Below are 19472 nucleotides of genomic sequence, written 5' to 3' on the forward strand. Positions count from 1 at the left end.
ACAAAGTGAAAAGAAACTTCAAGATGGCTATGGGTCTGGCGCTCGCTATCGTTATGCTGCTGACGGCCGTATTGACGGGCTGTTCGGGCGGAAACAAGCCGGCTAAGGAAAACGCCGCGCCCAAGGGAAAAGTCGTGCTGAAACTCGGGCATGTTTCGGCACCTTCGCATCCTTATCATGTAGCGGCAGAGGCGGTCGCGAAGGAGGTTGCCGAAAAGACGAAAGGCGCGGTGGAGATTCAGATTTTTCCTTCCAACCAGTTGGGTCAGCAACGGGAGATGAATGAAGGGCTGCAGCTTGGCTCGATCGATATCGTCCTTACATCGTCGGCCGTTTTGGCCCAGTTTGCTCCCAAGGTTCAGGTTATCGACTTGCCATACATATTCAGGGATAGGGAGCATGCGTACAAGGTTTTCGACGGCCCGTTGGCCAAGGAGATTTTCAGCGGCGTGAATGCCGTCGGCACGTATGTCACCACATGGGAAAACGGCGTGCGACATTTCATGGATAATGTAAGGCCGATCAAAAGTCCCGCCGATATGAAGGGTCTTAAAATCAGGGTAATGGAAAACAAGGTATATATCGAGATGACAAAACTGCTGGGCGCCAGCCCCACTCCCATGGCTTATGGCGAGCTATATACCGCGCTGCAGCAAAAGACTGTCGACGGCGCCGACGCCCCTATCGGCAATATTTACACCGAACGGTTCTATGAGGTGCAGAAGTATCTGGTTCTTGACGAGCATTCGTATTCGCCGTCTATCGTTCTTGTGAGCAATAACCTTGCCAAGAAGGTCGGCGACGAGAACGCGAAGATCATCATCGAGACGTTCAAAAAGTATACAAAGTACCAGCGCGATCTGGTGGTTAAGGAAGACTTGGAGAAACTTGAGCTGTTGAAGAAGGCGGGCATGCAGGTTTACACACCGACCGCCGACGAAAAGCAGCAGTTTATAACCGCCGTCAAACCCGTCTGGGGACAATTTGAGAAGGTTGTCGGCAAGGATTTGATCGACAAAATAGCTTCGACAAAATAGCTCGCCCCAAAAGGGGCAGAGGTCATGGCAAAAACACCGTCAGGTATGTCCGCGGCTTTCGTTAGGAAATGCAGCGACGGGCGCCTGCAGCCGATTGTCGGGTTGCGGGCGTCCCTTGCCGCGGCATTCGCTTTTCGGACAGGCTACTGTCCGTACGCAAGCACTTTATTGTAAGGAGATAGCTATGGAAGCGTTTGGACGGTTTACGGACAATTTAAACAAAATCGTGTTATGGGCTAGTATCGCCTGCTTCGGTGTGATGACCTTCTGTGCGGGAGCTCAGGTGCTGACGAGGTATTTGATGAGCGCACCGTTGGAGTGGACGGAGGAAATCGCCCGCTTTATGTTTATCTATATTGCTTTGCTGGGTTCGGCCATCTGTGTAAAGCAGATGAGCCATATCAACGTGGATCTTGTGCTTGTGCGGGTGTCGGCGAAAACGCAGTGGACCATGAAAGTTTTCGTTGCCGTGACCAGTATGGTTTTTTTCGCGATTATGTCGTGGTCCGGCGTGGAGATATCGGCGGCTACAATGGAACAGTACGCACCAGCCACGGATTTGCCGATGGGGTATGTTTACGCTTCGGTGCCAATCAGCGGACTGCTGATGCTGATATATTCCGGCGAAATATTTCTTAAACTGATCCGGGAGAAAACCGGCGGCTGTCAAGCGCAGGGAGGGAAGTAGATGATTTCTTTAATCCTGTTCGGAGCCTTCATTTTTCTGTTAGCCGTCGGCGCTCCCATAGGTGTGGCTTTGGGACTTGCGACCGTGGTTGCGCTGCTGGTGGACGGGACTGTAACGATGACGGTTGTCGCCCAGAAAATCCTGGCGGCGAACAATTCCTTTCCCCTCCTCGCCGTGCCGTTTTTTATGTTTGCGGGGGCGGTAATGACCGAAGGCGGCATATCGAAGCGACTGATTGATTTCGTGTATACGCTGGTCGGCAGCATAAGAGGCGGTCTGGCCATGGTTGCCACGGTAACGGCGATGTTTTTCGCGGCTATTTCCGGCTCGTCTGCGGCGACCTGCGCCGCTATCGGCTCCAGTTTGATTCCGGCGATGAAGCAAAAGGGCTATGATGAGGAATACTCGGCGGCGGTTATCGCTGCAGCCGGCACAACCGGTATTGTTATTCCGCCCAGTACGCCGATGGTCGTTTACGGCGTCGTCGCCGGCGTTTCAATCGGCGAGCTGTTTCTCGGCGGATTCATACCGGGGATCCTCATGGGACTGGCGATGATGGTGGTAATATACTTCCAGGCTAAAAAACGCGGGTATGTGGGTGAAAAACGCTCCGATATCAAAACGGTCTGGAAGACGTTTATCGACGCCTCTTGGGGTTTGATGATGCCGGTTATAATTCTCGGCGGGATATATGGTGGCATTTTCACCCCGACGGAGTCGGCCGCAATTGCTTCTTTTTATGGCTTGTTTGTTACCTTGTTTATCTACAAAGAGAAAAAATTCGCCGACATACCCAAGATAATGGGAAAGGCCGTAGTAGCCACGGCAATTGTAATGTTTATCATCAGTATGGCCGGCCTGTTCAGTTGGATTTTAACCGCTAACCGCATCCCGCAGGCGATGGCCGCTTTGTTTCTCAGCCTGACAACCAACCCGCTGTACATTATGATGCTTATTAACGTGCTGTTGCTGTTCGTGGGCACGTTCCTGAACGCGACGGCCGCGATTTCCATCCTTGTGCCGGTGCTGTTCCCGGTCATTACCAAGGTTGGCATTGATCCGGTGGCGTTTGGCGTTATTATGACGGTTAACCTGGCGATCGGCTGCATTACACCCCCGGTCGGCGTGGACCTGTTTGTCGCCCAGAGCATTTCCGGGATAAGCATTGAACGGATAACAAGATCGGTTTTCCCATTGCTGATGGCGCTGATCGGGGTTCTCTTGTTAGTTACCTTCGTTCCCGAGTTGATCCTCTTAATTCCCAGCACGATGAAGTGACGGTAAACAACAGCAACTGCTTCTTACTATTAGGAATGATAATCCACGGCAAAGAGCGGGAGGAATTATTATGAGCGTGGTTTTGTACCTGGACAAGATAAGCGGGCAAATGGAAAAGGTGCTGCTCGGAGTTTGTCCTGAGGGGCTGGAAATCAAATTCCTCGATCCCGTTTACGGGGTTAAGGGAACGATCGAAGAGGCGAACTACTTTTTGGCGACCAATTATCTGGTGACGAAGGAGGTCATCGATAAAGCGCCTTCCCTTAAGATGGTGCAGAGAACAGGCGTCGGGTACGACAATGTCGATATCGGACATGCCAAGTCGCGGAACGTGCCTGTCTCGATTACTCTCGGGACCAATGCCAGCTCGGTGGCCGAGCTTACCATCCTGTTCATGCTCGCTTTGTACCGCAAACTGATTATCTTGAATAGTGCGGCCAAAGAAGGGAAATGGATTTCGTGGACATATCGGCACGAGAGCTTTGAACTGTTGGGGAAGACCATCGGCGTGATCGGCGCGGGTGCTATCGGCCGCGAGGTGATAAAGAGATTGTTGCCCTTTGGCGTTAAGGTCGTATATTACGATGTGTATCGCTTAAAGCCGGAAGTTGAAGCGGAACTCGGCATTACATACTGCGGCCTTGATGAATTGCTCGCGCAGGCGGATATCGTTACGATCCACGTCCCCTGGCTGGAAAGCACCCGTGGCCTTATCGGCAGGAGCGAGCTGGCGAAAATGAAGAAAAACGCCGTTCTTATTAATACGGCGCGGGGGCCGATCGTCGACCAGAAAGCGCTGGTGGAGGCGTTAAAGGCAGGAAATATCGCCGGCGCCGGCCTGGATGTGTTTGATCCCGAGCCGTTTACCGCCGGCGCAGATATTCTCCAGTTTGAAAATGTGCTCACAACGCCCCATATTGGCGCCGCTACCCTTGACAATTACCTGCGGGTGTTCGATTTTTGCATCGCCAACATTCAGAGGGCGGAACGGAACGAGAAGCCCCTGAATGTCATAAACGGCCTGTAGAAGGGCTGGGGAAAGCGCCGGAGAAGATAATCGCACAGGGGGATTAAAATGGCGAATATCGGTTTTAGAATTTACGCAGATTTCAAACGGCCCAGCCCTGATCTTGTGGAAAAGTTCCGGGATTTCGCAACCTCTAATGTTTCCGATAACATGAACCGGTTCGGGTGTCTCGATTGGCGGTTAAAGCCGGTAAACAAAGCAGGCGACGTGCGGCTTCTCGGGACAGCGTTTACCGTGAAAACACGCGGGGCCGACAATCTCCTCGTGCACAAGGCCATCGATATGGCGGCATCCGGCGACGTAATCGTCATCGACGCGCAGGGCGACACCCCGAACGCCATTCTCGGCGAAATCATGTGCCGCTACGCCGCGACGCGGGGGATCAGGGGCTTCATTGTTAACGGGATGATCAGGGACAAAGCCGCTCTGAGCCTGATGGAGAATTTCGTCGTGTACGCGCTTGGCGCCGTTCCCAAGGGACCGTATAAGGACGGGCCTGGAGAGATCAATGTGCCGATAGCCTGCGGCAGCGATGTGATCGTAAATCCCGGCGATATTATTGTCGGCGACGAAGATGGTGTAGTCGTCATCCGGCCCGACGAAGCCGAAGAACTGTTTGCCAAGACGAAGGCGACGATGGCGAAGGAAGCGGAGATATTCAGGCAGATCGAGGCCGGGAAGTACGATAGGGCCTGGGTGGACGCAACGTTGTCCGCAAAAGGATGCGAGATTATCGCTAAACAAAATAAGTAAGAATATCGTGCCGAACTGCGGCGCGTACACTTCGGCGTCGGCGGCGACTTTCAACGGATTTGCCAAGGCCGGCATCCTCGTCTGGGAGGAGCTGGGGCCGAGTTGACGGCGACGGAGTGATTGACTGATCTTGAAAGGGGTGGGCTAAAAGCTCGCCTCTTTTTTGTGTTTGTTTCGAGACTTACGGCGGAGTGACAACAGGGTTATGGGGGCGCAGGGACCGGCTTCCCGCCATGGCGAGTTTTACCCAGCGGCGGTAAATATTTCTTTGGCATAAAGGAGTCGGGCGGGCGGAAAAGAATATATCGGTAGCACTGATGAGGGCGGCTCGGGTCCGCCCGCCGCGAGGAGGCTGAGGATGTCCGTGAAGAAGCACAGCATGGCCGGCAAGGCAGGTCTGCCGCCAGGGTCGCTTGTCCATGTGGGCCGCGATTACGGCCGGGCCGCGAAGGTGACGGTGTTAGATTACGACGCCGCCGGCGCCCGCGAACGGGGCGCCGACGATATCACGAGGCTGGCGGCTTTTCGGTCGGCGGATACGGTGACGTGGATAAGTGTGGACGGGCTCCAAAATGTCGGCCTGATCGAGAAGATCGGCGCTGCGTTCGCCATCCACCCGCTGGTGCTGGAGGATATTCTCAACACCCACCAACGACCCAAGCAGGAAGATTACGGCGATTACCTCTATATTGTGCTGCAGGCGTTCTTCCTTGAGCAGGACGGGACGATGGGCGGCGAGCAGGTAAGTCTGATTGTCGGCGACGGGTATGTGCTCTCGTTTCAGGAGAGCGGGCGGGAGCTTTTTAAGGCGGTCCGCGAGCGGATCAACGGCGGCAAGGGCCGCATCCGGCGCGAGGGCGCCGATTATCTGGCCTATTCGCTGATCGATACCGTTGTCGACAATTATTTTGTGGTTCTCGAAGACCTCGGGGAGCGGCTGGAGAATTTGGAGGATGACCTGGTAACCCGGCCGGGGCAGGGGACGCTGCAGGACATCCACTTCCTCAAGCGGGAGATGCTTTTTTTCCGCAAGGCGCTGTGGCCGCTGCGCGAGGTCGTCGGCGCGCTTAGCCGCGGCGAGTCGCCGCTGATACGGCAGGCGAACCTGCCGTATTTCCGCGACGCTTACGATCATACCATCCAGGTGATCGATACGCTCGAGACTTACCGCGATATTCTGTCCGGGATGCTGGACATCTATCTGTCGAGTATCAGCAACAGACTGAACGAGATTATGAAGGTGCTGACGATCATCTCGACCATTTTTATCCCGCTGACGTTCCTCGCCGGGGTTTACGGGATGAATTTCAAGTATATGCCGGAGCTGGAATGGGAGTACGGTTATCCGGCGGTGTGGGCGGTGATGATCCTGGCGGGGCTGGTGATGGTGCGCTTTTTCCGCCAACGCAGGTGGCTATAATAATTGCAGGAAGCTTTTTGGACGGTCCGGAAGGACCGTCCTCGTTTTTTCAGCGCAGCGTAGCCAGACGATGTTTTTCAGCGGCCTGCTTGGTCGGTGGGTCCGTGGTCCCATAAAAACGAGACTGCAGCGGCCGCAGGTTTAAGGCAATGGTCGGATGAGGCGGCGGATGGTTTGCGCTACAATTAAAGCATGGCAGCAGTGGAACCATTGGAGGGAAAGACGTGAAGAAGTTATCGACCAAAGGGCTGGTCGTTATCGCCCTGGTTTTCAGTTTATTGGCGGCCGTACTCGTCTATAGCTATCTGCAGAGCCTGGCAGCCCGGACCGTCAAGCCGGGGGTGCCGGTGGTGGTGGCTAAGGCCGACATCCCGCCGAAAACGCAAATAAGCGCTGAAATGCTTAAGTTGATGAATGTGCCGGCCGAATATATCCAGCCCGGAGCGCTTCAGGATATCAACAAGGCGGTCGGGGTGGTGGCCCGCGAGCAGATCGTCGCCGGTGAGCAGATCACCCAGCGCCGGCTTTTCATTGAGGGCAAGTCGGGCACCTTTTCCGGCATTATCCCCAAGGATAAGCGGGCGGTAACGGTGGCGGTGACAGAGGTGACCGGCGTGGCCGGAATGGTGAAACCAGGCGATTTTGTCGATATTATCGTGACTTTCGATCCCAATACCGTCGGCGAGCATCTCAGCCAGATATTCCTTCAGAATGTGAAGGTGCTGGCGTTTAACCGCGAGACGGAGGCGGGCGCTGCCGACGGTGGAGCCAAGAAGGAGACGGCCGCAAAGATGACCGTGACGCTGGCGGTTTCTCCCGATGAGGCTACCCGGCTGGCGGTGGCTGACGAGAAGGGCAAGATTCGGCTGGCGCTGCGGCCTTACTTGCCGGGCGAGGGAGTCGTTGTCGCCAACGCGCTGAAGCCCCGGGACATCGTGAATGCCTCCGGCCCCACGGCGCCCGCGCAGGGAGCGGCCAGCCCGCCGTCCGCGCCGGCGCCGGCGGCCAAGGGGATTCAGGTTATCCGCGGGACGAAAACGGAAATGGTCCCGGTCAACTGAGGCCGGCGGAGGTTATATAATGAAGAGCGTAACTGTGAAGGTAATAGCGTTGATGATGCTCTGCCTGCTGCTGCAGGTGGCGCCGGCGGCGGCCAACCAGAAAATAGCGGTGGCGGTCAGTCAGTCCCAGGTCGTTTCGATCAACGGTGTGGAGCGGGTGGCTGTGGCCAATCCGGAGGTGGCCGACGTTATCGTGGTATCCGGGGTCGAGATGGTGGTGGTCGGCAAGCAACCGGGGGTAACGACGCTCCATATCTGGTCGGCGGCCGGACGGGCGAGCTACGATGTGGAGGTCGGCACCAACGACACGCAGATCGCCAACGATATCAGAGCGATTCTCGGTTATGACGATATCCGCGTGAGCAAGGTGGGCAAGAATGTCATCCTCGAGGGCAGTGTGAACGACCAGTACCAGAAGATGCGGGCCGAGAAGGTGGCCGGCGCGTACGGGGAAAAGGTGGTCAACCTGTTGGAGATCATCAGGCCTGTCCAGGTCAAGATCGAAGCCCGGGTTATCGAGGTGAACCGCAACAATAAGGACGACCTGGGAATCCAGTGGGGCAACGACCCCACCAAGCCGGGCACTTTCCTGTTCGGCCAGGGGATTGCCAACTCGGTGATGGGCAACCGGACTCTCGGGAATATGGGTGGCTATAGTAATATCTACGGGGCGCTTTCCGCGTTGATCAAGAACGGCAATGCCCGCATCCTGTCGCAGCCGAACTTGATTACCCTGAGCGGCGAGAAGGCCAATATCCTCGTGGGCGGCGAGATTCCCATACCGGTGTCGGTAAAGGACGGCGCGGTGACGGTGGAGTGGAAGGAATTCGGCATCAAGCTGGAGATCGCTCCCGAGGTCAACCGCCAGGGGCTGATCAACAGCAAGATCAAGGCTGAGGTAAGCACGCCCGACTGGAGCAGCGGCCATAAGATCGGCATCAGCGCCAATTTCCAGGTGCCGCCGATTAATACCAGGAAGGCTGAAGCGTCGATCGCTTTGTCGTCCGGACAGACAATGGCCCTCGGCGGGCTGATTGCCAACGAGGTTACCAAAGACGTGTATAAGCTTCCGCTGCTCGGGAATATCCCGGTGCTGGGCAAGCTGTTCACAAGCACCTCTTTTTCCCGCGGCGAGACCGAGCTGATAATTCTCATCACACCGACGGTGGTTAACCCGCAGGAATACGTGCCAAACATGTCCCCGGAGTTACAGGAAAAGGTCATAGAAGACCCTTGGGGAGGTAAGAAGAGTGGCGGCAAAAATTAGCGTTCTCATCACCGACGATATCCAGGCGACGCGCGAAAACATCCGCAAGCTGATCGAGTTCCATCCCGAGATCGCCGTCATCGGGGAGGCGGCCGACGCCGAGACGGCGATCGCCCGGGCCAAGGAGCTGCAGCCGGATATCATCCTCATGGACATCAACATGCCTGGCATGGACGGCATCACCGCGACCAGCAGGCTGGCTGCCGAGGCGCCGCAGGCGAGCATCGTGATCATGAGCGTGCAGGGGGAGAAAGAGTATCTGCGGCGGGCGATGAATGCCGGGGCCAAGGATTATCTCACCAAGCCGTTCAGCGGCGACGAATTGCTGCAGACGATCAGGCAGGTCTACGCCACCGCCCAGCAGCGCGGCAAGGTGGTGGCTTTCGAGCCGAAGACGGAAAAGGGAACGGTGACGACCGTCTTCAGCGCCAAGGGGGGCGTCGGTAAGACGACGATCGCCGTCAACCTGGCGGTGGCGCTCGCTGCCAGAACCAAGCAGCGGGTATGCATCGTTGACGCCGACCTGCAGTTCGGCGATGTCAGCCTTTTCCTCAACATCCTTCCGAAGGCGACGGTCGCCAATCTAGTCGCCGATATCGAAGACCTGGACGGCAAGCATCTGGCCGGCTATCTCACCCGCTACAACGATTATGTGGATGTGCTGGCCGCCCCGCTCAGGCCCGAGCAGGCGGAGCTTGTCACGGCCGCCCACCTGACGGCCATCCTGAAGGTGCTGCGCACCGTTTACCAGTATATCATCGTCGATACCGCCCCCTCTTTCAGCGAGGCAATGCTGGCGACCCTCGACGAGGCCGATCAGGTGCTGGTGGTCTCCGCCCTCGATCTGCCGACGATCAAGAATGTGAAGCTGTGCCTGGAGATAATGGATTCACTGGCTTACAGCGGGGAGAAGATAAAGCTGGTGCTCAACCGGGCGAGCGGCGAGGGCGGCATGGATGTGCGGGAGGTCGAGGAGAGCCTGCGGCGCTCCTTTGCCGCGGTGCTGCCGAGCGACGGCAAGGTGGTTATGGCATCGGTCAACCGGGGCATGCCTTTTGTTCTAACAAATGGGGAAGCTCCTGTGTCGCAGGGGGTGTTCAATCTGGCCAGAGGCATAGCGGCCGAGGATTGGAACAGCCAGGAAGAGGCGCGGGGGATGGTGTTCCGCCTGAAGCGGCTGCTGGGGTAGAAGGAGTGGGTGGAAAGTGGCGGGACTAATAGCGCTGATCGCGTTCGTCGCCGTTCTGACGGGCCTCATTGCCGGTTGGCATGTGGTCATGTCTTCGCGGCAGGCGGTGCGGGAGCGGATTAACCGTTATGTCGAGGTGTCGGACGCTGCGGATGAGGCTGCGGAGGCTCTGGGAACGACGCTGACCGGCTGGCGGGCTTTTGTCCGCAGCATGAGCCGCCATTTCGAATGGTCGGGCCGGTCGAAGACGCTGGAACATAAGCTGATCCAGGCCGGGTTACCCTTGAAGGGTGCCGAGTTTATGGTCATTTGCGTGGGAACGATGGCGGCCGGCGCGGCTGGGCTGTTCCTGGTCAGCGGCGGCAAGACCGTAATGGCGCTGACGGGAGTGGCGATAGGCTATATGCTGCCGGTGCTTATCCTGCGCGTGAAGGCGGCGCGGCGGGTGCGCCTGTTCAACAATCAGTTGGGCGACACGCTGATTATGGTGGCCAATTCGCTGCGTACGGGTTACAGCTTTCTGCAGGCCGTCGAGATGGTCTCCCGGGAGATGGCTCCGCCGATCAGCGTTGAGTTCGCCCGCCTGCTGAAGGAAATGAGCCTCGGCGTTACGACCGAGGAGGCTCTCGCCAATATGGGCGAGCGGCTGGCCAGCGACGATCTCGATCTCGTTATCACGGCGGTGCTCATCCAGCGGCAGCTGGGCGGCAACCTGGCCGAGGTGCTCGACAATATCGCCGGCACGATCAGGGCGAGGATCAAGCTGAAGGGCGAGATCCGCACGCTTACCGCTCAGGGGCGGATTTCCGGGCTGATCATCGGTGTGCTGCCGTTCGCGCTGGCGGTATTTATCTTTCTTGTCAACCCAGGGTATATGAATACACTGTTCACCCACCCGATAGGCAAGATGATGCTGGCGGCGGCTTTGGTCAGCCAGGTGATCGGCTTGCTGCTGGTGCGGAAGATCGTCAATATCGAGTACTGAAAGAGGGGCGCGCCCCTCTTTTTTGATAGCCGGCAGGGATGCTGGAGCGGGCGGCGAAATCAACAGAAAACGATAAAAGGTGGCGGCAATGCAAAAGATCGACGTGAGGGTTCTCGACAAAATTGTCAAGCAGACGATCGCGGCCGTGGAGAAGGGCAAGTCGCAGATTTTCGATATTTATGAGGCGGCCCGCGCCGAGATGGAGAATGTTAAGAAGGATCTGGAGAGGATCAAGCAGGAAACAAACGAGATCATCATCCGCGTCGACGGGCTTGAGAAGAAGGAGCGGCGGACCCGCCTGCGCCTGGCCGAGGTGCACCGCAATTTCAAGGTCTTCAGCGAGGAGGATATGAAGCAGGCTTACCAGGACGCCGAGAACGTGCGCGTCGAACTGGAGGTGGCCCGCGAGCAGGAACGCAATCTCCGCCGCCAGCGGGACGATATGGAGCTGCGCCTGCGCAACCTTAAGGATACGCTGCAGCGGGCCGAGGGCCTTGTGTCCCAGGTGGGCGCCGCGCTGGGCTTTCTGGGCGACCATATGGAGACTGTGCTGACCCAGATCGATTCCCTGCAGCAGCGGCAGGCGTTCGCCGCCAAGATCATCAAGGCCCAGGAGGAGGAGCGGCGGCGGGTGGCGCGGGAGATCCACGACGGCCCGGCCCAGGCGATGGCCAATGTCGTCTTCCGGGCGGAGGTGTGCGAGCGGCTGCTCGAGAGCGACCTAGCCAGGGCCCGCGAGGAGCTCAAGGATCTGCAGGAGCAGATCCGCTTTGTGCTGAAGGAGACGCGCAAGATCATTTTCGGCCTGCGGCCGATGACGCTCGACGACCTGGGCCTGGTGCCCACGCTGCGGCGGGTGCTGGACACGATGCGGGAGCGGTCGGGGGTCTACCCGGAGATCAAGGTGACGGGCGAGGAGAAGCGGCTTGTTCCCCATGTCGAGGTCGGCCTTTTCCGGACGGTGCAGGAGGCGTTGACGAATATCGAGAAGCATGCCAGGGCAACCGCCGTCCTGGTCAGGCTCGATTACCGCCCGACGATGGTGACGGCGCTCGTCGAGGACGACGGGCTGGGCTTCGACCCCGACGCCGACCGGAGCGGGACGGAGAGCTTCGGCATCATGGGGATGCAGGAGCGCATCTCGCTGCTGGGCGGCGAGTTCGCGGTGAAGTCGCACAAGGGCAGAGGTACAAAGGTGCTGATAAAGGTGCCGCTGAAGGGAGAATAGGACCAGCAACCCTGTATTATATGGGACCAGGCGCCGCCGGGCCTGAGACCATCAGACCAGCAAAGATAAGACTTGCGGTCGATGGCAGGGCACGGGCGGGGTGGTACAATTAAATCACAAACCGGTTACCAATTTAATTCAAATACAGGGAGGAAGAAAAAATGCTGAGTCATGTCTGGAATTATCTGCGTGCCCGTATCGGCAACGAAAAAGGCCAAGGCCTCGTAGAGTACGGTCTCATCCTGGCCCTCGTGGGCGTAGTGGTCGCCGTCGCGCTGTCGTCCCTTGCGACCGATATCACGGGACTGTTCAACACCATCGGCCCGAAACTCAATCCCACACCGGCTGCTCCGCCCGCCGGCTGATGCGCAACACCGCCAACCCCTCCGGTTTAACCGGAGGGGTTTCCTTTTGCCGGTGCAGTTAAATGGGACTTATCGCCCAGACGCCTGGTGGGACCTGCCGCTCACGATAATAAGACCGGGGCACGATGCGGCGGCGCGGGCGGCGATGATACAATGAAGGAAAGTATGCGTCACGCTGGACGGGAGGGGGAAGACTGTGCGAACAATTTATCGGTATGTCCGCAACAGGCGGGGCCAGGCGATCGTGGAATTCGCACTGGTTCTGCCGGTCTTTCTGCTGCTGCTGGTGGGGATGATGGAGTTCGGCCTGGTGCTACACGACTATGTGACGGTCGCCGAGGCGGCCAGGGTCGGGGCCAGGGCCGCCTCGGTGCACAAGGATAACGCCACAATTACCGCCGCCACAAAAAACGCCGCGCCGGGGCTTTCCGCCGACCAGTTGACGGTGACGATAACCCCCGATGTGTTGACGGCGCGAACGACCGATACGGCGGTGACGGTGACGGTGGTTTATCCGGTGCCGACATATGTGCCGAGCATCACCAACCCCTGGTCGGGGGAGGAGTACGCTATCCTGCCGGCGACGGTCAATGTGACCGGCAGGGCGGTAATGCGCATGGAGTGAGGAGGGCCGGCTTATGTTGAGACGGCTCGTGAACAACGAGAGAGGCGGCGTCATCGTGCTGTTTGCGCTGGCGCTGACCGTATTTTCCGGGCTGGCCGGCCTGGTGGTGGACGTCGGCTATCTGTATCTGCAGCACGCCCGGCTGCAGAACGGCGTGGACGCGGCCTGCCTGGCCGGGGCGGCGTACCTGCCCAGCGCCGCCAGCGCCAGTGATGTGGCGGGCGATTATGCGGAGGAAAACGGGCTGGCGCGCGCCAAGCTGACGAGCGCTTTCGCCAACGGCAACCGGCGGCTCGAGCTGACGTATACCGAGAGTTTCGAGACGTTCTTCCTGCGAGTCCTGGGCATCGACAGCGCCAGCATCAGGGTGGCGGCGGCCGCGGAACTGGTGGTGGGCGGCCCGTTCGGGTTCACGATTTTTTCGGGCAGCGATACCGATATCCTGCCCCTTAACGGCAGCAGCCTGTATGTCGACGGGTCGGTGCACTCAGACCAGCGGCTGAGGATCAACGGCAGCGGGATCACGGTCACCGGCAATATCGAGGCTGCCGGGCGGGACGGCATGGACGGCGACATTCAAATCAACGGTACCAATATCAATATCCTCGGGACGCGCAGCGAAAACGCGGCACGTATCCCGATGCCCGACTACAGCGCGCAGATCCAGGCGATCGCCGCGCAGCGGTACGCCACGAGCCAGTCTTTCAACGGCGGCGATATCAATATCGACGGCTCGATATACGTCAACGGTGAAGTCTCTTTTAACGGCAACAACATCAGTGGCAGCGGCTCGGTGCTGGCGACCGGCGATATCCACAACAACGGCAACAATATCACCCAGACGGGTGATGGCGATATGTTTCTCTATTCCCAGAACGGGGATATCCATATCAACGGCAACGACATCGCCATCGACGCCACCCTGTACGCGCCTAACGGCAATATCATCATCAACGGCAACAATATTACGATCAACGGCCGGGTCGTCGGCAACACGGTGACGATCAACGGCACAGGCATCAGGGTGAGCGGCGAGAGCAACCCGGTGACGGTGCTGCCAGGCACCCCCAGGCTGGTGGAGTAGGAGGACAGGAAATGTCGCTGTTAAAGCGTCTTGAGGCTACGAGAGGGAGCGAGCCGGCCCTGGGGGCCAAGGATAGGGGCAAGGGGACCTCGGCGCAGTCGGACCCTTTTCAGAATCTGAAGATGCGTATCCACAAGCGGATCGTGGACGAGCTGAGCGCCGAGGAAAGCAAAATCCTCACAGATAAGGATGTCGACCGTCGGGTGCTGGAGGAGGTCGTCGCCAAGCTGGCCAACAGCCAGATGGACGGGGAACCGGTGCCTGTGCCGCGCGGCGAGCGGACCCGGATCATCAACGAGGTGGTGGACGAGGTTCTGGGCTACGGGCCGATCGACCCGCTGCTGCAGGACGAGACGATCTCGGAGGTGATGGTGAATGGTCCGGCCCAGGTTTATGTCGAACGTAAGGGCAAGCTCGTCCTCACCGATGTGCGGTTCCGCGACGACGCCCATGTGATGCACGTTATCGAGAAGATCGTCGCCCCGCTGGGCCGGCGCATCGACGAGAGCTCGCCGCTGGTCGACGCCAGGCTGCCGGACGGCTCGCGCGTCAATGCCATCATCCCGCCGCTGGCTCTCAAGGGCCCGTGCCTGACTATCCGCAAATTTTCCAAGGAACCGCTGACGGTCAACGACCTCGTTTCTTTCGGGACGCTTACCGGCGATATGGCCGAATTTCTGCGGGCCTGCGTCGAGGGTAAGCTGAATGTCGTCGTTTCGGGGGGCACCGGCTCGGGAAAGACGACAACACTCAACGTCCTGTCATCGTTCATCCCCGACGACGAACGCATCGTCACGGTGGAGGACGCAGCCGAGCTGCAGTTGCACCAGGAGCATATCGTCACACTGGAGACGAGGCCGCCCAACATCGAGGGCAAAGGGGCGATCACGATGCGCGACCTTGTGCGCAATTCGCTGAGGATGCGGCCCGACCGCATCGTCGTCGGCGAGGTGCGCGGCGGCGAAGCGCTCGATATGCTGCAGGCGATGAATACCGGCCATGACGGTTCGCTGACCACCGGCCACGCCAACAGCCCCCGCGATATGCTCAGCCGCCTGGAGACGATGGTGCTGATGGCGGGGATGGATTTACCGGTAAGGGCCATCCGCGAACAGATCGCCTCGGCGGTCGACCTGGTCGTGCAGCAGGCGCGGCTCAGGGACGGCAGCCGCAAGATAACCCACCTCACCGAGGTGCAGGGCATGGAAGGCGATGTCATAACTTTGCAGGATATTTTCGTTTTCGAACAGACCGGCAGAGATGAGGCGGGGCGCATAACGGGCAGCCTCAAACCGACCGGCATCAGGCCGAAGTTCCTCGATAAGCTGGCGGCCAACGGCATAAACATTGCCAACGGGGTGTTTTGGGCGAAGGAAGACAGGCGGTGAGAGCGGTATGGTGCTGTTGATAACAGGCGCGGTGGCGTTGACGGTGTTTTTGGTCGCTTTTTTGCTGGCTTCGTTGTGCCTGCCTGTCCAGGGGCAGGCAACGATGCGGCTTAAGGCTCTCGACGGCCTGATGGCCGGCCAGGAAACCGGCGATGAAGAGCTGGACAAACCTTTCGCCCAACGGGTGCTGGCGCCGTTGACAGGCAGCCTGGCGGGCATCCTTGTGCGGTTTACGCCGGCGGCGGTGCGCCGCATGGTAGGCGAGAAGCTGGCTGCCGCCGGCGGGTTCGGCGGGCTGGGGACGGACGGTTTTCTGCTGCTGTGCGGGGTGCTGTCGCTGTCTTTTGGGGCGGCGGGTGGCTTTATCGCTCTCGTGCGCGGGGCCGCGGCCGTCAAGCTGCTCGGGTTGGTCGTGCTGGGGGCCGCTATTGGCATCGGTCTGCCGCTGCTGCTGCTGGGACGCCGGATCGCCGCCCGTAAGGCGAGCATCCAGAAGGCGCTGCCCGATGTTCTCGATCTCCTGACGGTCAGCATCGAGGCAGGGCTGGGCTTTGACGGGGCACTGGCCAAACTGGCGGATAAGATGAAGGGTCCGCTGGTGGACGAGTTCGGCCGCGCGCTGCAGGAAATGCGCATCGGCGTGCCGCGGCGGGAAGCTCTTCATGCCATGGGCCTGCGCTGCGGTGTGGGCGATTTGTCGCTATTTATTTCGGCGCTTGTCCAGGCCGACCAGTTGGGGGTCAGTATCGGCAACGTGCTGAGGGTGCAGTCGGCGGCGATGCGGGATAAGCGTCGCCAGCGCGCCCAGGAGAAAGCAATGAAGGCGCCGGTGAAGATGCTGATTCCGCTTGTGGCGTTTATTTTTCCGGCGATATTTGTGGTGCTGGTCGGCCCGGCGGCCATCAGGGTCGTCGCGATGCTGGCGAACAGATGAAGATACGGACCGCGATAATAAAGCAAAGGTAGGTTGGTATGGAGATCGTCAATATTACGACCGGCATGACGCTGGCCAGGGATGCGCGGCTGGCGGACGGCTTTTTCTCCCGCCTTAAGGGCCTGCTGGGGACGAAAAGTCTGCTGATGGGTGAGGGGCTGGTCATCAGGCCGTGCAACAGCATCCACACCTTCGGCATGAGCTACTCCATCGATGTGGTATTTGCAGCGGACGGCGACTTGGTAAAGCATACGGTCAGCTGCCTCGAGCCCGGGCGGATGCTCGCCTGCCGCGGCAGCCGCTATGTGGTGGAACTGCCGTCGGGGACGCTGCTACGCACGGGAACAAAACCCGGCGACCAACTGCGGATCGGATAACAACGAAGATATAGGCACCCCTGCCGGGAGGCAGGGGTTTTGTGCGTATGGGGCGCCGGTTCGGCAATCTGCGCAGGGTATCTATTTTATTTGTGTAGCTTTATCCACTATGATACAATTAATAATGATTTCTATCGTTAGTGATTACACTAAGGACAGCCGTCCTTTGAGTACGGGTTTTTTCCGTTCCCCATTCCGGGAGGTGAAAACTGTTGCCGGGCTATTCGCAAGAAGAAACGCCTCTGCTCGCGGCAATGAAACGCTATGTAGACGACGGGGTTATCCCTTTTCATACACCGGGTCATAAATTCGGCAAGGGGATGCATCCCCGCCTTGAGAGTATCATCGGCCGGGCCTCGCTGGAGCTTGATCTGGCGCTGCTCCCCGAACTGGATGACCTGCACGAGCCTCACGGCTGCATCAAGGCGGCCCAGGATCTGGCGGCCGAGCTTTACGGGGCCGACCACAGCTTTTTTACCGTCAACGGCACGACCGGCGGTATTTACGCGATGATCCTGACGGTCGCCGGACCGGGCGATAAGATTATCGTGCCCCGCAACGCCCACCGGTCGATAATCGGCGGGGTTATTCTCAACGGGGCGGTACCTGTTTTTATGACCCCGGAGGTGGACAAGCATCTCGGCCTCGCCCACGGGGTGACGCCCGAGACGGTGGAGGAGGCTGTCCATAGGCATCCCGACGCCAAAGGGGTGTTGATTATCAATCCCACGTATTACGGTGTGGCCACCGATCTGCGCCGGATTGTCGAGATTGTCCACGATCACAATATGCCGGTGGTAGTGGATGAGGCGCATGGCCCGCATCTGCGCTTTTCCTCCCGCCTGCCGCTGCAGGCTTTGGACGCGGGGGCGGATATCTGCGCCCAGAGCACCCATAAGATCATCGGCGCGCTGACCCAGTGCTCGATGGTTCACTGCCGCGAGGGACGCGTGAGTGTGCCCCGCCTGAAGGCGATGTTGCAGCTCGTGCAGTCGACCAGCCCTAATTATCTGCTGATGGCTTCGCTGGACGTGGCCCGTATGCAGATGGCCACCGAGGGCCGCGAACTGGTGGCGCGGTCGTTGGAGCTGGCCGCGTGGGCGCGGGCGGAGATCAACGATATTCCCGGGCTGTATTGTTTCGGCGCCGACAAGATCGGCACGCCCGGCGTATACGGCCTCGACCCCACCAAGGTGACAGTGACGGTCAAGGGGCTGGGCCTCAAAGGGGCGGAAGCCGAGCGCATCCTGCGCCACGAGTATAAGGTGCAGGTGGAATTGTCCGATATGTATAACGTCCTGTTCCTGATAACGCTGGGCGACGGCGAGGCCGAGGTCCGGGCGATGGTGGAGGCGCTGCGCGCCCTGGCGGCCAATCACGCCGGCCAGCGCGATTTTTCCGCGGTCGAGGATGCCTACAACAGCCTCGATTATCCGTCGATTCCCGAACAGGTGCTGTCGCCCCGCCAGGCGCTTTTCGGCCACACCAAGACTATCCCCTTCAAACAGGCGGCCGGCCGGGTGTGCGCCGAGATCATCACTTTTTACCCTCCCGGCATCCCGTTGCTCTGCCCCGGCGAGCGTATTTCTGCTGAGGTCATCGATTACTGTCAGCGGCTGCAAAAAGCCGGCCTGCATATTTCCGGGCCGGAGGACTATATGTTAAAAACGGTCAAAGTGGTGGAATAATGGTAGGGATACTGATCACTTTCGAGGGGCCCGACGGCGGGGGCAAGACGACCCAGATGGGCCTCCTGGCGGAGCATCTCCGCCGGCAGGGCCATACCGTCGTCTGCACACGGGAACCGGGGGGCACGGCGCTGGGGGATAAGATCCGCGCTTTGCTGCTTGACCCGTCCAACGCCGCAATGGCCCCCAGCACCGAGGCGCTGCTGTATATGGCCGACAGGGCCCAGCACGTGGCCGAGGTGATCGCACCGGCGCTGGCCCGCGGAGAAGTGGTTCTTTCCGACCGTTATACCGATTCGACACTTGTTTATCAGGGAGCGGCCCGTCGTCTGGCGCGGGAGGAACTGGCCGCCATCAATCTTTTTGCAACCGGCGGGGTGGTCCCCGACCTGACAATTTTGCTGGACGGCGATGCCGCCACCCTTGGCGAGCGTCTGGCCGACCGCGGCGGGGCCGATCGCATCGAGGGAGAGGCGGCCGGATTCCACGCTTTGGTGCGCCAGGGGTTCAAGGAACTGACTGCAGCCGAGCCCGCACGGGTAAAGGCTGTGGCTGCCGACCGCGGCGTGGAGGAGGTCCACCTTATGGTGGTGGAGGTCGTGGAGGAGTTTTTGCGCAGGAGGGCTTATGGTTAAAATAAACAACGTGCGATCCGGCGGAACGCCGGTGCTGCCGGAACGCGAGGCGACCGGCCATCCGGAGAAGGTCGGCGGGCTGTTTACCGCCGATCTGTCGAAAGCCCAGGACTCGCTTTCCAAAGAGAAGATGAACGAGCTGCTGGATAAGATCACCGAGCAGGGACGGCGGCTGGGCGAGGTGCCGACCTACGCCGAGCTGAAGGCTTACCGGGAGCTTGTGCGCTCTTTTCTCGCCGAGGCGGTGGGGCAGGCTTACACGCTGCAGTCCCAGACAGGCTGGGACCGCCAGGGGCGCCAGAAGATGTACGCCGTTGTTAAGGAGATCGACCATCAGCTGGCCGAACTGACCGAGGAAGTCCGTCACGGGCAAGAGCGCCAGCTGCAGATCATGGGGCGCCTGGACGCCATCCGCGGCATGCTGGTCGATCTGTACAGCTGAT

General features: G+C 59.3%; 20 protein-coding genes. All 20 read left to right on the forward strand.

All coding sequences use genetic code 11. The features are described 5' to 3' along the window. Positions 1–5: 5 nt before the first annotated feature. A complete protein-coding gene (locus tag RIN56_04625; protein ID MDR7866079.1) occupies positions 6–1037 on the forward strand; it encodes a DctP family TRAP transporter solute-binding subunit in 1032 nt (343 codons plus the stop codon). Positions 1038–1221: 184 nt separating this feature from the next. Then, complete coding sequence (locus RIN56_04630) at positions 1222–1725, forward strand: TRAP transporter small permease (protein ID MDR7866080.1); 504 nt, start codon at positions 1222–1224, stop codon at positions 1723–1725. Beyond that, the gene (locus RIN56_04635) at positions 1726–3003 is read left to right on the forward strand and encodes a TRAP transporter large permease (protein ID MDR7866081.1); all 1278 of its coding nucleotides are present in this window, start codon (positions 1726–1728) and stop codon (positions 3001–3003) included. Positions 3004–3073: 70 nt separating this feature from the next. Beyond that, positions 3074–4030 (forward strand): 2-hydroxyacid dehydrogenase, encoded by a 957-nt coding sequence (locus tag RIN56_04640; GenBank protein MDR7866082.1) that lies wholly within the window; start codon positions 3074–3076, stop codon positions 4028–4030. 48 nt (positions 4031–4078) lie between these two features. Further along, positions 4079–4783 (forward strand): RraA family protein, encoded by a 705-nt coding sequence (locus RIN56_04645; protein ID MDR7866083.1) that lies wholly within the window; start codon positions 4079–4081, stop codon positions 4781–4783. 358 nt (positions 4784–5141) lie between these two features. Further along, complete coding sequence (gene corA, locus RIN56_04650; protein ID MDR7866084.1) at positions 5142–6203, forward strand: magnesium/cobalt transporter CorA; 1062 nt, start codon at positions 5142–5144, stop codon at positions 6201–6203. A 224-nt stretch (positions 6204–6427) separates the two neighbouring features. Next, the gene (cpaB, locus tag RIN56_04655) at positions 6428–7264 is read left to right on the forward strand and encodes a Flp pilus assembly protein CpaB (protein MDR7866085.1); all 837 of its coding nucleotides are present in this window, start codon (positions 6428–6430) and stop codon (positions 7262–7264) included. Between the two features lie 19 nt (positions 7265–7283). Beyond that, on the forward strand, positions 7284–8531 hold the full coding sequence (locus tag RIN56_04660; protein ID MDR7866086.1) for a pilus assembly protein N-terminal domain-containing protein: 1248 nt from the start codon (positions 7284–7286) through the stop codon (positions 8529–8531). Beyond that, a complete protein-coding gene (locus RIN56_04665; GenBank protein MDR7866087.1) occupies positions 8515–9720 on the forward strand; it encodes a response regulator in 1206 nt (401 codons plus the stop codon). Before RIN56_04660 ends, RIN56_04665 begins: the two co-directional genes overlap by 17 nt. Positions 9721–9736: 16 nt before the next feature. Further along, positions 9737–10705 carry a type II secretion system F family protein gene (locus RIN56_04670; protein MDR7866088.1) on the forward strand — a complete coding sequence of 323 codons (969 nt, stop codon included), beginning with the start codon at positions 9737–9739 and terminating at the stop codon, positions 10703–10705. A gap of 88 nt (positions 10706–10793) precedes the next feature. Further along, positions 10794–11933 (forward strand): sensor histidine kinase, encoded by a 1140-nt coding sequence (locus RIN56_04675; GenBank protein ID MDR7866089.1) that lies wholly within the window; start codon positions 10794–10796, stop codon positions 11931–11933. Positions 11934–12094: 161 nt separating this feature from the next. After that, entirely contained in the window at positions 12095–12298 is a 204-nt protein-coding gene (locus RIN56_04680) for a Flp family type IVb pilin (protein MDR7866090.1), read from the forward strand. Between the two features lie 196 nt (positions 12299–12494). Next, positions 12495–12923, forward strand: a complete 429-nt coding sequence (locus RIN56_04685; protein MDR7866091.1) for a pilus assembly protein — start codon at positions 12495–12497, stop codon at positions 12921–12923. 13 nt (positions 12924–12936) lie between these two features. Further along, positions 12937–14007, forward strand: coding sequence for a Tad domain-containing protein (locus tag RIN56_04690; GenBank protein ID MDR7866092.1), 1071 nt, complete (start codon positions 12937–12939; stop codon positions 14005–14007). A gap of 11 nt (positions 14008–14018) precedes the next feature. Continuing rightward, positions 14019–15395, forward strand: a complete 1377-nt coding sequence (locus RIN56_04695) for a CpaF family protein (GenBank protein ID MDR7866093.1) — start codon at positions 14019–14021, stop codon at positions 15393–15395. A gap of 7 nt (positions 15396–15402) precedes the next feature. Beyond that, complete coding sequence (locus RIN56_04700; GenBank protein MDR7866094.1) at positions 15403–16329, forward strand: type II secretion system F family protein; 927 nt, start codon at positions 15403–15405, stop codon at positions 16327–16329. Between the two features lie 38 nt (positions 16330–16367). After that, entirely contained in the window at positions 16368–16706 is a 339-nt protein-coding gene (locus RIN56_04705) for a DUF192 domain-containing protein (protein MDR7866095.1), read from the forward strand. Between the two features lie 212 nt (positions 16707–16918). Continuing rightward, positions 16919–18394, forward strand: a complete 1476-nt coding sequence (locus RIN56_04710; protein MDR7866096.1) for an aminotransferase class I/II-fold pyridoxal phosphate-dependent enzyme — start codon at positions 16919–16921, stop codon at positions 18392–18394. Then, on the forward strand, positions 18394–19029 hold the full coding sequence (gene tmk, locus RIN56_04715) for a dTMP kinase (protein ID MDR7866097.1): 636 nt from the start codon (positions 18394–18396) through the stop codon (positions 19027–19029). Before RIN56_04710 ends, tmk begins: the two co-directional genes overlap by 1 nt. Beyond that, positions 19022–19471 carry a YaaR family protein gene (locus tag RIN56_04720; protein MDR7866098.1) on the forward strand — a complete coding sequence of 150 codons (450 nt, stop codon included), beginning with the start codon at positions 19022–19024 and terminating at the stop codon, positions 19469–19471. Before tmk ends, RIN56_04720 begins: the two co-directional genes overlap by 8 nt. The last annotated feature ends 1 nt before the right edge of the window (position 19472 follow it).

It is taken from the genome of Sporomusaceae bacterium (assembly GCA_031460455.1).
Lineage (GTDB): Bacteria > Bacillota > Negativicutes > Sporomusales > UBA7701 > Anaeroselena.